This is a genomic window from Accumulibacter sp. (assembly GCF_036625195.1).
In the GTDB taxonomy this organism is placed as follows: domain Bacteria; phylum Pseudomonadota; class Gammaproteobacteria; order Burkholderiales; family Rhodocyclaceae; genus Accumulibacter.
The window spans coordinates 4,670,951-4,684,285 of the sequence record NZ_JAZKUG010000001.1; the positions used below are offsets into that span (position 1 = coordinate 4,670,951).

Sequence of the window (13,335 nt, forward strand, 5' to 3'; positions counted from 1 at the left end):
ATCTCAGCGTATCAACCACGGCCCAGCCCGGAATAACGGAGAAACACGTGAAAGTAATCCTGACCTGCGCTTTTCCGCAGCCGGGGTATGAATTGCCCCACCAGGTACTGCAGGCTGCCGGCCTCGCGACGGCCGCGCGCTCGCGCGCTCACGGCATGACCCCAGAGGCGTTGCACAAGCAGATCATCAAGAGCGATCCATTGGAAGTCATGACGAGCCCGATGGCCTTGTCGATACAGCAACTGGCCCCAGACAGGCCATGGCAAGACTTGGCCACCGACCTCTTCCTGAGCAACGCCGACAGCGAGGCTTGGGGATGGGCAGACTGTCGCCTCATCTACCTGCTGGACTTTTGGAAGAACTTTGACCCGCAGATCGGCTTCGTCCTCGCCTACGAGTCCCCTGCGGCCGCAGTCGGCGGAGTCCTCAGGGGCCGCCAAGCCACCGAGGACGAGCTGACACGCACGCTCGCGATGTGGCGCGACTTCAACACTGAACTGCTGCGCTTCTCCTATGCCAATCGCGAGCGATGCCTGTTGGTCAACTCGGCCGCGGTTCGCCAGTCACCACGGGCCCTTGCCGAACGGGTGGCCGGTGCCTTCGACATCAATCTGTCGTCCGAGCGAGCCCCCCTCGCCGCCCTCGAGCCACCGTCTGCCGATGCTCAGTTGCTCGAGTATCTGGCTCGGGATCTCGTGAACGATCGGGACGAGCCTCGTGCCCTCTACGAAGAGCTGGAAAGCACCGCAGACCTGCCCCTCGTGCGACCAATTGCCCTGCAGGCGCCAGCCTGGAACGACTACACCGAGGTCCTTGCCGCCCATGCAGCCACGCTCGAGTCCCAGGCCAGGATGCTGCGGACCCTCGAGCAGGAGAAGTCAGCACTGGCGGCACGCCAAGCAGAACTTGAGCAACTGATGCAGGCACGCACGCGGGAGCGAGACGATCAGAGCCAAAAGGCTGAAGAACGTCGTATGCGGCTTGCCGCGAGCACCGCCGAACTGGCAAGACTGAAGGGAGACCAAGAAGCACTCGCCGAAGAGAGCAAGGTGACCCTCTTGCGACTGCATCAGGCGCAAGAGGAGCTTGAAGAATGCTACCTCGACAGCCAGAAGCGTGAGGATGAGTTGCGCATACTGCAGCGCGACCATGCGGCAGTGACGAAAAAGAACGCAGAAGTAGACGAGCGCTTGCAGCGCCTGATTCAGGCACAACACCAACAGGACGAGCTGGTACGCGAAGGGCAAACGAGGGCCGATTTGCTGAAAAAGGCGAACACCGCCCTGGAACAGGAGGTTCGGTCATTGACCGACGCACGGGATCTGCTGCAAACGGCGAACACCGCCCTGGAACAGAAGGTTCGGTCATTGACCGACGTATGGGATCTGCTGCAAACGGCGAACACCGCCCTGGAACAGAAGGTTCGGTCATTGACCGACGCACGGGACGAGCAAGCCAAACTGGCGGCGGAACGTGCGGCCCAGCTTGCGGCTGCACGCGCGACAGCGACGGCCGATCGTTCCACAGAGCTGGCCAAACTGAATGAGCAGAACGACAGCTTGACCCGAGAGAATGGAATTCTGGTGTTGCAACTGCATCAGTTGCAGGAGGAAGTCGAGCGCTACTACATTGAGAACCGGCAGTTGCAAAGCCGTGTCGACCTAGGCCCGCCCCCCCAGCTGCCAGGCTCTGGTTTGCTGCCAGCAGAAGTACTCTACGACCTGCGCGGAGAGATCGACGGTGAGAATTGGTACTACGCCGAGCACGACGGACGCTGGGCGGGTCCCGAGACCTGTAGTACTCTGCGGGTGCCAGCGATGGCTCCGGGAAGCTACCGTCTCGAGCTCTGTGTGGTGGATGCGATGGAACCGGAAATAGTTTCTGGCATGACGCTGACGCTCAACGGCAGACCAGTCGCAATCCGAGTTGACAGCGGCAGCCGCTACGCGAAACTGGTCAAGGCGCAGATTGCTGTTGGCGACAATGATCGGGAGCCTGTCTGGGAGTTCGCATTCCGGTTTCCAAAGCTCGTGTCACCGGCCGAACACGGGTCCGACGACGAGCGCCACTTGGCGATACGTCTCGCCTCGCTGTGCGTGCGAGTCCAGGATCCATCCGCCCCTTGGCTGCAGAATGCCAAGACCGGCCCATGGTGGGCGTTCTGGAAACGGGCAAAGTAAAGGCTAGACTCACATGCAACCCAAACTGACCATGCAACAGTGGCTGACAGTGATCAGAAAGTGCCTGCCTCCGCGCGGGATCCTCTTTGCCGGCGCTGGCAGCGGAACACAGGCCATTGCCTTCTGCCATCAGATGGAAGCCGCGGTTGCGTTGTTCGTCGAGGCCGACGAAAACCTTGCTGCGCGCTTGGCGGCGGCTGTCCTCACCACTGATGCTTGGAAAGCACATACCGGGCTACTCGCCGATGCGGACGATGAGCGGGAGTTCCACCTGGCTTCCAGCCAGAACGAAAGTGGCATGGTTGAACCGGAGAGGTTGACTGGTTTGTGGCGCAATCTCCGACGACGCGAATCGCGACGCGTGCAGGCAATCACCATCGATCACCTAGCGGAGACCGTCGGCCTGCCGACGGACAGCTTCAACTGGGCAGTCATCGACTGTCTTCCGGCAGCGCGGATCCTGTCCGGCGGTCAGGCGAGCCTGGCCAGCTGGGATGTCGTGATCGCCCGGGTCGTTATCGATGGCTCGCTCTTGCCCGCCAGCGGCGCGAGCAAGGATGAAGTGGACGCACTGCTCGCAGGGAAGGGATATCGCTTGCTTACCGTCGAACCGGAGCGACATCCCGCTGTTGGCCTCGCACTCTACGTGCGCGACTGGAAGATCGCCTTGGAGTCACAACTTTCCCGGCAGGCCGGTCAACTCGCACATCTGGTCCAAGCCCGAGACGAGCACGCCGGGCTGGCAGCGGAACGACTGGCGCAAGTCGAGGCACTGACCCGCGCGTCTGAGGAGTTCCAGAAGCAGCAGTCGGCCATGATCGCTCGCCACGACGCGCTCGAGAAAGAGGTCCAGGCCCTCACCGCCGCGCGCAACGAGCAGGCCACACTGGCAGCGGAGCGACTGGCGCAGGTCGACGCCCTGACCCAGGCGACCGACGAGTTCCAGAAGCAGCAGTCGGCAATGACCGCTCGCCACGGAGAGCTCGAGAAAGAGGTCCAGGCCCTCACCGTCGCGCGCAACGAACAGGCCAAACTGGCAGCGGAGCGACTGGCGCAGGTCGAGGCACTAACCCGCGCGTCTGAGGAGTTCCAGAAGCAGCAGTCGGCCATGACCGCTCGCCACGACGAGCTCGAGAAAGCGGTCCAGGCCCTCACTGCCGCGCGCAACGAACAGATCACTCTGGCAGCCGAACGACTGGCGCAGGTCGAGGCACAGACCCAGGCGTCCGAGGAGTTCCAGAAGCAGCTGTCGGCCATGACCGCTCGTCACGGCGAGCTCGAGAAAGCGGTCCAGGCCCTCACTGCCGCGCGCAACGAACAGACCACTCTGGCAGCCGAACGACTGGCGCAGGTCGAGGCACAGACCCAGGCGTCCGAGGAGTTCCAGAAGCAGCTGTCGGCCATGACCGCTCGTCACGGCGAGCTCGAGAAAGCGGTCCAGGCCCTCACTGCCGCGCGCAACGAACAGACCACTCTGGCAGCCGAACGACTGGCGCAGGTCGAGGCACAGACCCAGGCGTCCGAGGAGTTCCAGAAGCAGCTGTCGGCCATGACCGCTCGTCACGGCGAGCTCGAGAAAGCGGTCCAGGCCCTCACTGCCGCGCGCAACGAACAGACCACACTGGCAGCGGAGCGACTGGCGCAGGTCGAGGCACTGACCCAGGCGTCCGAGGAGTTCCAGAAGCAGCTGTCGGCCATGACCGCTCGCCGCGACGAGCTCGAGAAGGAGGTTCAGGTCCTCACCGCCGCGCGCAACGAACAGGGCACACTGGCAGCAGAGAGACTGACCCAGATGGAAGCACTGGTCCGTGCCAAGCAGGCGCTTGAGCAGCAACAATCGGTGCTCACAGAACAACTTGGGCAACTGGAAAAGGAAGTCAAGGCGCTTGCACAAGCCCGCGACGACGAGGCGAAGCTAGCAGCGGAACGGCAGAACCAAATCGCCTCGCTGCAGCAACAGATGGAGAGCCAGCGAGCATCAGATGCAGAACTCTCGGCGCGTCAGCAACTCATGCACGAGGAGCTGCTCCGAGCCGAGGCACAAATTGATCTGATCAAGGACGTCCTCCTACGGGAACCCGGCCTGTGAAGACGATGACGGTTTCGGCCCGCCCGCAAGGGGATGACCAGCCGGCCGTGCTTCGCGGTCGACAGAGGGGTCGTGCTCGGCACAGTGAGCCTTCGAGGGATTCAGCACCATGAACGGAAGCATCGAAGAGAAGGCAACGCGCACCGAGGCCATAACCCGCGCCGACGCGACAACCCGGGGCAGCAGCGCGCGCGCCTCGACGCGCAAGCCGAAGCAGGTCGAGCCTGGACCGACGGCAAGTGTGCAACAACCGGGCCGCACGAACCGTCCAACCGAAGGGGTAGCAACTGACTCACTTTGTGTGCCTTACGACGAGAATTTGCTCGAGCGAGCCCGCACGCAGTGGCAGTTTGGCGACTGGGAAAACCTTGCCAGGATCGACCGCGAAACGCTGCAACATCATCCTGACCGCGCCAAGCTTGCCCTGCTGGCCGCCGCTGCTCATCTGCAGACCAACGACACGGCCGCCGCACGACAACTCACCCGCCTCGCCGTCGATTGGGGCTGCGGAAAGAAACTGGTCACTCAGATACTGGTGGCTGGCGTGCATAACAGTCTGGCTCGGGCCGCGGCCCTGGCCGGACAGCAAGCACGTGCCTTCGGGCACTTCGAGAGCGCCATCGCGACCGGGAGTCCCGCGGGCGAAGTTCGTCTGGCGACAAGAGCGCGAGCCGGCGAGCAGCTCGCTCAACTTGGTTTGCTGGGGACTGGCCTCTCAGAATCGACCGCGTCAAGATCCGCCATGCCCCAGAACGCCATTGTGGCAGCGCCATCTCTTGTTCGGGCGATTGACGGACTGACCAGGAAGGTCACGGAAGAAGTCACCGCGGCCGTCGAGGCCGACCTCAAGGCCAAGAACCCCAACCCATACGTGCACAATCGGACGCTGACTCCCGCGCTGAACAAATCGCTGCTCCATTTCGCCGAACGCAGCCTGAAGCGTTCAGGACTCAAGCCGGGCTATATTGACTATCTCGGTACAAAGGTCCTCCAGATCGAACGCAACTGCGTCGGCCGTCTTGCCACGACGATTGAGGACGCCATCGCCCGCCAGTTGGTCGCCGAGTGCATCGCTGGCGAGAAGATCTGCATCCTGGAAATCGGTGCCCTCTATGGAGTCAGTCTGGCCATCCTGTACAACCACGCGACCACTCGCTATCGCGAAGTCCGCATTGTCGGCCTCGACCCATTCGACGGATTCTATGGACAAGCCCATGATGCCGTTCTGAATCAGCCGGTGAATGATCTGACCTTTCTGCGCAACATGCAACTGGCGAATGTACCTGCAGGGGACTTCCAGCTGATCAAGCACTACAGCACTGATCCAGTAGCGGTTTCCCTGGCCCAGGAACTGCCGATCAACCTGATCGTCATTGACGGCGATCATAGCTACGAGGGTGTTAAGGGCGACTTTTACACCTACTTTCCACTCCTGCAACCGGGTGGTTACGTCATCTTCGATGACTACAACGCAAAAGAGTGGCCGGGGGTGCAGCAGTTCATCGATCACGATCTCCAGCAAGCCCCCAACCTCGAGTACCTTGGAGCGATTTCACGCACGGCCGTCGGCCGCAAGCGGTTGGCGGACGTTCAATGACTGGCGAGACAAGACTTCGCCGCCTGCAGAACCGCCACTGCAACCAGCGTGTGGTGCTGGTCGCCAACGGCCCGTCGCTCAATCTCATGCGCCTCGCTTTCCTGCAGCGCGAGATTGCCATTGGGGTCAACAAGATCTTCCTGGGCATCCGGAAGTTCGCCTTCTACCCCCGCTACTACGTAGCGGTCAACGAAAGGGTGATCGCGCAGTCGGTGGCGGAAATCAAGGCCATGACCTGCGTCAAGATGATCAGCCAGCGCAGCGCCGGTCTCCTTCCGGAGGATGCTCTGACCTACCACATCGAGACGAGGAGTCCACCCGCACGTTTCTGTGGCGACATTTCCCGGGGTATCCACGAGGGCTGGACGGTTACCTACGCGGCGCTGCAGGTCGCCTACCATCTGGGGTTCAAGGAGGTCGTCATCATCGGCATGGATCATCGGTACCACTTCACTGGCGCCCCCAACGAAGCGCATCGTCTGGACGGCACAGACCCCAACCATTTCAGCCCCGACTATTTCGCTGGTCACACCTGGGACAACCCGGACCTCGCCCGCTCCGAAGAGTCCTACAGCATCGCCCGCGTCGAGTACGAAAAGGACGGGCGCCGCATCATCGATGCCACAGTCGGCGGCGCCTGCAGCGTCTTCGAGAAGGCAGACTACCGGCAGGTATTCGGGTTGCAGCAATGACCAGGGGCATGCGTATTCCCGTCGAGATGCTGGGACAGTCCGGTTGCCGTTTGTCCTTTGCTCAGGCCACGCTGTACCTCGATCCCTATCTCTCGAACTCGGTCCAGGAGATGGACGCCCCCGATCTGGCTCGTCAGATACCAATTCCTCGTCAGCCGGAGAGCGTCACCGATGCGGACTGGGTACTGATCACGCACGCGCATATCGACCACTGTGACCCGCACACTCTGCCCAAACTGGCCAAATCCTCGCCGCATGCCCGGTTTGTCGGCCCGTCCCCGGTCGTTGGCGCCCTCATCGGCTGGGGAGTTGCCGCCGAGCGCATCAGTATGGCCAGCGAAACTTGGCTCGAGCTTGCACCAGACCTCCGCATTCTGGCGATTCCCGCGGCTCATCCTGAAGTCACGCGTGATGCCGAGGGCAACCTCAACTGTGTCGGATACCTTCTCGACTATGCCGGACAGCGAATCTATCTTGCCGGGGACACCTCGGCCCGGCAGGAGATCATCGACATCCTGGTGGCCAACGGACCCATTGACACCGCGTTCCTGCCAGTCAACGAGCACAACTTCTTTCGGGGTCGCCGCGGCATCATCGGCAACATGTCCGTGCGCGAAGCCTTCCAGATGGGCAACGAGATCGGGGCGAAACAGGTGGTAGCCGTGCACTGGGACATGTTCGCCATCAACGCCGTCGACCCCGACGAGATCCGCCTGGTTCATCAGCGCACGCGCCCCGGGTTCAGCCTGCTTCTCAACCCCAGGGTCATCAATCTCGGCAACGTTCAGGCCAGCATCATCATCCGCACGCTGAATGAGGCCACGCATCTCGAATCCTTGTTGCAAAGCATCGCCAGCCAGCAAACCGACGGCATCGAGCCGGAGGTGATCCTCGTCGATTCGGGCTCGACCGACGGCACGCTCGCCATCGCCGAGCGCTACGGCTGCCGCATCCACCACATCTCGCGTGACCAGTTCTCCTTTGGCCGCTCGCTCAACATGGGTTGCGAAGCGGCAAACGGCGAGATTCTCGTCCTGATCAGCGGCCACTGTGTTCCCACGGGCACAGGCTGGCTGCAGCAACTCTGTCAGCCGATTCTCGACGGCGCGGCCGACTACACTTATGGTCGACAGGTCGGCAGCCCGGATAGCCACTACAGCGAGCGCCGGATCTTCGCCAAGTACTACCCCGAACACTCACGCATTCCTCAGGATGGCTTCTTTTGCAACAACGCGAATTCAGCGCTGTCACGTGCGGCTTGGGACCAGCACCGGTTCGACGAAGAACTGACCGGCCTCGAAGACATGGAACTGGCCCAGCGCCTGGTCCGGACCGGCGGCAAGACGGCCTACGTCGCCGGAGCAAGCGTCGTACACCACCACAGCGAGAGTTGGCCGCAGGTTCGGCGCCGGTTCGAGCGAGAGGCCATCGCCCTGCAGAAGATCATGCCGCAGGTGCATGTCAATCTCTTCGATGTCCTGCGATACATCGTCACCAGCGTCTGCAAGGATCTGCAATCCGCCCGACGCGAGGGTGCCAGCCAGAGCAGTCTCATGGACATCGTCAGCTATCGCTGGAATCAGTACCTGGGTTCCTGGAAAGGCAACCACCAACACCGTAAACTCTCGCACGCCGAGAAAGAGAAATACTTCTTCCCCCATTGATGACCAATCGCAAACTCCTCATGAGCAAGAAACCCTACATCGTTGCCCTGCTTCCCATGAAGGCGAACAGCGAGCGCGTCCAAGGCAAGAATTTCCGGGATTTCTGCGGCAGACCGCTCTTCCGCTGGATACTCGATACGCTGCTTGCGGTCGAAGAGATCGACAGGATCGTCATCAACACCGACGCCCGCGGGATCCTGGCCAGGAACGGTTTGGTCGATACCGACCGCGTCCTCATTCGAGACCGCAGGGCCGAGATCTGCGGCGATCTCGTCAGCATGAATCTGGTACTGGCGGATGATGTTGCCAACATCCCCGCCGATATCTACCTGATGACTCACACCACCAACCCATTGCTGAGTGTGGAAACCATTCGCGGCGCCATCAGGCTGTTTGAGGACGCTCGGACCGCGGGTGCGACCGACTCCTTGTTTACTGTAGACCGGATTCAGACGCGCTTTTACCACGCGGACTGCACACCGGTTAACCACGACCCCGACAACCTCATCCGAACCCAGGATCTCGAACCCTGGTTCGAGGAGAATTCCAATCTCTACCTCTTCACACGCGAAAGCTTCGCCCGGACCAAAGCGCGCATCGGCAAGCAGCCCATGATGTATGAAAGCCCGCGTTTCGAATCAATCGACATCGACGACCAGCAGGACTGGGATTTTGCTGTCATCGCCGCCCGCTACCACTCCGACACAAAAGGAACCACTCAATGAAAATCCTCGTCACCTGCCCGTTGATGCTTGGCCTCATGGATCGCTTCTACCCTACCCTGGAAAGATACTCAGCGCAGGCAACTGCGCCGGCGGTAGTGCAATCACTCTCCGAAGACGAACTCATCAACATCCTGCCGCAACACGACGGCTGGATCATTGGCGACGACCCGGCCACCCGCCGTGTTCTCGAAGCTGGCAAGGCCGGTAGACTGAAGGCCGCAGTGAAGTGGGGAGTTGGCGTGGACAACATCGACTTTGCTGCCTGTGCCGATCTTGGCATTCCGATCACCAACACACCCGGGCTTTTTGGTGCCGAGGTAGGCGATACGGCGATGGGATACGTGATTGCCTTGGCACGCGAGAGCTTCCATATTGACGACGGCGTCCGTCAGGGCGGATGGCCAAAACCCACAGGAATCTCGCTCGCCGGAAAAACAGCGGCTCTGGTCGGCTTCGGTGACATTGGCAAGAACACCGCCCGGCGCCTGCTCGCGTCCGGGATCCAGGTCGTTGCTTATGACCCTTTTGTCGGCCCGGTGCCCGAACTGCCCAGTGTGGAACGTGCCGACTGGCCCACGCGCCTCGATGAAGCCGACTACATCGTGCTTACCTGTTCACTGACACCCAGCAGCCGCAACATCATCAACGCCAATTCTCTGGCGCATGCAAAAGCCGGCGTGCGCATCGTCAATGTCAGCCGCGGCCAGGTGATCGACCAAGCAGCTCTGGAGTCCGCACTGGCATCCGGCAAGGTCTATTCCGCAGCTCTGGATGTGTTTGAAGTTGAGCCACTGCCAATCGACTCGCCGTTGCGGAACCACTCGCGAGTGATATTTGGCTCCCACAATGCTTCCAACACCGTCGAAGCTGTCACGCGCGGCAGCGAAACGGCGATCGTCAAGCTGATGGAGTTTCTCGGGGTATCACCGCGTGGCGAGAGTTGACCAGGCACCTCGCGGCAGCGTCGGGAGAAGCCCAGTGGCAGGAGCAACGCTCTTGAACATGCCCCTTGAGACGAGCCCGTGCCGGCAGCGAGCACCAGGACAGCGCTGATCACTGGCGCTGCAGGCGGCATCGGCCGTGCGCTGGTGGAAGTTTTCTGGTCCGCCGGATTCCGCGTCATCGCCAGCGACTGCACCGGAAAGCCGGAAGGCATGGATTGCGACTTCTACCTGGCGGCAGACCTGATCTCTCTGGTCAACGACCAAGCCTGCGCCGACTGCATCGTCGGTGCAGTGCGCGAGGCCCTGCACGGCCGAGGCCTCAACGTGCTCATCAACAACGCGGCGATCCAGATCCTGGGTGGTGCCGACAGCCTGCGCAGGGAGGACTGGCGGACCACTCTCGACGTCAATCTGCTGGCCCCGTTTCTGCTCACCCAGGCGCTCCTGCCAGAACTCGAAGCCGTCAAGGGCAGCGTCATCAATGTCGGGAGCATCCACGCACGCCTCACCAAGAAGAACTTCGTCGCCTACGCGACCAGCAAGGCGGCACTGGCCGGGATGACTCGCGCCCTCGCCGTTGACCTGGGTCCGCGCGTCCGCGTCAACGCAATCGAACCCGCCGCAGTGGAAACCGACATGCTCAGGGCTGGTTTCGTAGGCAACTCCGAAGCTTACCGTCAGCTTTTAAGCCATCATCCCCAGCTGCGAATCGGCCAGCCCACCGAGGTCGCCCGCCTTGCCCTGGCGATCGCCAACGGCGGGATGGACTTCCTTCATGGCGCCTGCCTGAGCCTCGATGGCGGAATTGGCGGCTGTCTGCATGATCCGGATTGAACCCATGCGGAACCAGGTCGACGGGCGTCTCAAGCGGGCCGATTCTTTGTTAAGATTCGCGCGGTGAGAAGGAAAGAGCTGGGGCGGCTGGAAGCCCAATCGGTCGTCGCCCCGTGTGGGAAGGTGCTGCCTGCGCTGCGAGTACCGGCGCGTACCTTGCCGCCGTACACGCAAGACACCGGTCGAGGATCAGCCGCCGAGGGGTTGGGCCGTGGGTTCTTCTTCATGCAGGCAAGGCGATGAAGACTCCCATCCACCATCGCCGTTTCGATTACCAGCGGTCGCAACTGCCCAACCGACAACTTGCCCTGCTCGAGACAGATGTGGTCAGCCTTGAGCAGGCCCGTCAGAAGACGGGTGCCAGCATTGGCTATCCCGGCTGGTGCCTGATCTACCACCTGCTGTTGTCTCATCTTGACCGAAATCGAACCGAGATCATCGTCGAGACGGGCACGAACTGGGGTTGCTCCACCATTGCGCTCGCGCAAGCGCTGATCGACAGCGGCTGCGAGGGCCGTGTCATCACGTTCGAAATCGAGCCCGACAATGCCCTCAAGGCCCAGCACAACCTCAGCGCTGCGGGTGTGGACGGCCGGGTGGAGTTGCACATCGGCGATAGTATCCGACTGCTGCCGCAGGTACTGGAAAGCATCAACGACGATATTCGCGTCGCCTTTCTCGACGCATCCCACCTCCTCCGGGATATCGAGCGCGAATTCGAGGCCCTGTTGCCGAAACTGTCCGGCGATGCACTCGTGATTTTCGACAACACTTATCGGATCGCGGACGACGGTGAGGATCCACGGGTGAACGGCTTCCTGAAACTCCTGCAAGCTCGCCACGGGGGCAATCTCATCAATCTGGAATTTGTTTCGTGGTTTACGCCTGGGCTTGCAATCTGGCAGCGAACTCCCAACCTCTGATTGCGCGTCGAGACAATGCACATGCCTGCTGCTCCCCCAAATGCCGGCTGCCTCCGAGCCGCCCGCCCGGCGGCCTGTTTCACCGAGAGCGAAGCGACAGTGAACAGAAGATGCCAGAGTGAGTCTGTCTCCGCTCTGGCTTTCCCGAAACCTTGAACGAACCATTCAATGAGGTCTTCCCCGTATGTACCAACTCGGCTATTACGCGCACTACTTGGAACTGAAGCGCAAGTTCCCGCAGTTTCAGTTTGCTTACCCCAGAGACTGGTCTTTGAAGGAATATGGCACTCTTTTCATCTATGACCTGATTCGCTCGACCGGCGCGAAAAGAATCCTCGAAGTGGGTTGCGGCTACGACACGTTCTTCGCCAACCAGATGTCGAAGATTGGCGTGGAATACTGGTATATCGACAAATCCAACAACTATCTCGGCGTAGGCAAGGATGAAACCCGCTTCCTCTCCGCCGTCGAGGAACGTCGCCAACTCGGCGCCACGTACATCGACGGTCTGCTCGGGGACGGCAACCAGGCCATTTCCGACGACTTTTTTGATCTTGTCTTTTCGATTTCCGTACTCGAACATCTTGACGATCGCACGATGCCGACTGTCGTTTCGGAGATCAAGCGGATACTGCGCCCGGGAGGCCGTTCCGCTCACTCGATCGACATCTATCCGCGCAGCGACCGCGCGGCCAAGTGGCATTACTTCAGCAAGCAGGCCAGGCTCGAAGTACCGCCGCCCTACTACGACCGCTGGGAGTTCGATGGCAACTACACGACGTTCATCGAGCAGCCAAAGGTGCGCTACATGATTTATAACGCGCTGGCCGATGGTGACCCGCTGAAGAACGGCGCTCCCTATGTTTCGCAATTCGCGACCATGCTCAGCGTCGCCCTCAGACCACTGGCCTGATGCGATGGCGACGACATCTACCGCCATCCCCATGCCGGCAGCGTGCCCCGTTTGCGCTTCGCCGCACATGGCGTGGGTGAAAAGGCTCCCGATCAAGGTCGGCGGCAGCGTTGATCTCTATTACTGCATGGAGTGCGAGTCCTTCAGCAGTCCATTTTCCCGGCCGATGGTCAACCCGCCAACACAGGTTCAATGGCACCAACAGGTCCTCGAACGTAACCTGGCCTGGTCTGCCACGCTGCTTGACGAATTCAGTTCACGCCAGGCAAACGGACCGATAGTGGATATTGGCTGTGGCATTGGCTCGCTATTGCTGGCGGCCCAGCGGCGTGGCATCCCGGGTATCGGTTACGACCTCGATGCCGAAGCCTGTGCCTACGGTCGCGAGCAGTACGGGCTTGACCTGCGCTGCGGCCTCTGGCAGCCGGAGCAGACTGCAGAGTTCTCCGTTCTGACCTGTATCAGCGTCCTGGAACATATTCACCAGCCACGAGCCCTGATTCAGGATATGTTGCGCGCGGCAAGACTGGCTGGGGCAAGCGTCTACCTGTCGGTGCCGTTCTTCAATCGTGCTTGGTGGCGACACCTGCACGACGACAGCTCACGGCCAGGCCATCCGCTCGAATATCCGCACGCACATTGCACCCATTTCTCGAACAAGGGCATGGAAGCTGTCTTGCGCGAGTTCGGGGCCAGCAGTCTCGAGATGCTGAAGATTGACCGCGGCTGGGTCGGTTACCTGGTTACAGCGTAGGAATTTCGCGAGGGCAAAGC

Annotated in this window: 11 protein-coding genes; all 11 read left to right on the plus strand. The window is 61.1% G+C overall.

What is annotated here, in order from left to right:
- Nucleotides 1-47: 47 nt before the first annotated feature.
- The 11 genes from V5B60_RS20485 (at nt 48) to V5B60_RS20535 (ending at nt 13,315) form a co-directional block, all read left to right on the plus strand.
- Nucleotides 48-2,180: a hypothetical protein gene (locus V5B60_RS20485; RefSeq protein WP_332349747.1), complete on the plus strand. Its 2,133-nt coding sequence runs from the start codon at nt 48-50 to the stop codon at nt 2,178-2,180.
- Between the two features lie 13 nt (nt 2,181-2,193).
- On the plus strand, nt 2,194-4,269 hold the full coding sequence (locus V5B60_RS20490; RefSeq protein WP_332349749.1) for a hypothetical protein: 2,076 nt from the start codon (nt 2,194-2,196) through the stop codon (nt 4,267-4,269).
- 109 nt (nt 4,270-4,378) lie between these two features.
- Nucleotides 4,379-5,866, plus strand: coding sequence for a class I SAM-dependent methyltransferase (locus V5B60_RS20495; RefSeq protein WP_332349751.1), 1,488 nt, complete (start codon nt 4,379-4,381; stop codon nt 5,864-5,866).
- On the plus strand, nt 5,863-6,558 hold the full coding sequence (locus V5B60_RS20500) for a 6-hydroxymethylpterin diphosphokinase MptE-like protein (protein ID WP_332349753.1): 696 nt from the start codon (nt 5,863-5,865) through the stop codon (nt 6,556-6,558). Before V5B60_RS20495 ends, V5B60_RS20500 begins: the two co-directional genes overlap by 4 nt.
- Before the next feature lie 8 nt (nt 6,559-6,566).
- Complete coding sequence (locus V5B60_RS20505) at nt 6,567-8,222, plus strand: MBL fold metallo-hydrolase (RefSeq protein WP_332349755.1); 1,656 nt, start codon at nt 6,567-6,569, stop codon at nt 8,220-8,222.
- Nucleotides 8,223-8,242: 20 nt separating this feature from the next.
- Nucleotides 8,243-8,947 (plus strand): acylneuraminate cytidylyltransferase family protein, encoded by a 705-nt coding sequence (locus V5B60_RS20510; RefSeq protein ID WP_332349757.1) that lies wholly within the window; start codon nt 8,243-8,245, stop codon nt 8,945-8,947.
- Nucleotides 8,944-9,891, plus strand: a complete 948-nt coding sequence (locus tag V5B60_RS20515) for a phosphoglycerate dehydrogenase (protein WP_332349759.1) — start codon at nt 8,944-8,946, stop codon at nt 9,889-9,891. Before V5B60_RS20510 ends, V5B60_RS20515 begins: the two co-directional genes overlap by 4 nt.
- A 78-nt stretch (nt 9,892-9,969) precedes the next feature.
- The gene (locus V5B60_RS20520; protein ID WP_332349761.1) at nt 9,970-10,725 is read left to right on the plus strand and encodes an SDR family NAD(P)-dependent oxidoreductase; all 756 of its coding nucleotides are present in this window, start codon (nt 9,970-9,972) and stop codon (nt 10,723-10,725) included.
- A gap of 239 nt (nt 10,726-10,964) precedes the next feature.
- Nucleotides 10,965-11,648 carry an O-methyltransferase gene (locus V5B60_RS20525; protein WP_332349763.1) on the plus strand — a complete coding sequence of 228 codons (684 nt, stop codon included), beginning with the start codon at nt 10,965-10,967 and terminating at the stop codon, nt 11,646-11,648.
- A 184-nt stretch (nt 11,649-11,832) separates the two neighbouring features.
- Complete coding sequence (locus V5B60_RS20530) at nt 11,833-12,561, plus strand: class I SAM-dependent methyltransferase (protein ID WP_332349765.1); 729 nt, start codon at nt 11,833-11,835, stop codon at nt 12,559-12,561.
- Between the two features lie 67 nt (nt 12,562-12,628).
- The gene (locus tag V5B60_RS20535; protein ID WP_332349767.1) at nt 12,629-13,315 is read left to right on the plus strand and encodes a class I SAM-dependent methyltransferase; all 687 of its coding nucleotides are present in this window, start codon (nt 12,629-12,631) and stop codon (nt 13,313-13,315) included.
- The last annotated feature ends 20 nt before the right edge of the window (nt 13,316-13,335 follow it).

Bases quoted from the DNA above. Each gene is read 5' to 3' on its own strand.
- V5B60_RS20525 (WP_332349763.1), top strand. From the start codon at position 10,965: ATGAAGACTCCCATCCACCATCGCCGTTTCGATTACCAGCGGTCGCAA.
- V5B60_RS20490 (WP_332349749.1), top strand. From the start codon at position 2,194: ATGCAACCCAAACTGACCATGCAACAGTGGCTGACAGTGATCAGAAAG.
- V5B60_RS20510 (WP_332349757.1), top strand. From the start codon at position 8,243: ATGAGCAAGAAACCCTACATCGTTGCCCTGCTTCCCATGAAGGCGAAC.
- V5B60_RS20505 (WP_332349755.1), top strand. From the start codon at position 6,567: ATGCGTATTCCCGTCGAGATGCTGGGACAGTCCGGTTGCCGTTTGTCC.
- V5B60_RS20535 (WP_332349767.1), top strand. From the start codon at position 12,629: ATGGCGTGGGTGAAAAGGCTCCCGATCAAGGTCGGCGGCAGCGTTGAT.
- V5B60_RS20500 (WP_332349753.1), top strand. From the start codon at position 5,863: ATGACTGGCGAGACAAGACTTCGCCGCCTGCAGAACCGCCACTGCAAC.
- V5B60_RS20530 (WP_332349765.1), top strand. From the start codon at position 11,833: ATGTACCAACTCGGCTATTACGCGCACTACTTGGAACTGAAGCGCAAG.
- V5B60_RS20495 (WP_332349751.1), top strand. From the start codon at position 4,379: ATGAACGGAAGCATCGAAGAGAAGGCAACGCGCACCGAGGCCATAACC.
- V5B60_RS20515 (WP_332349759.1), top strand. From the start codon at position 8,944: ATGAAAATCCTCGTCACCTGCCCGTTGATGCTTGGCCTCATGGATCGC.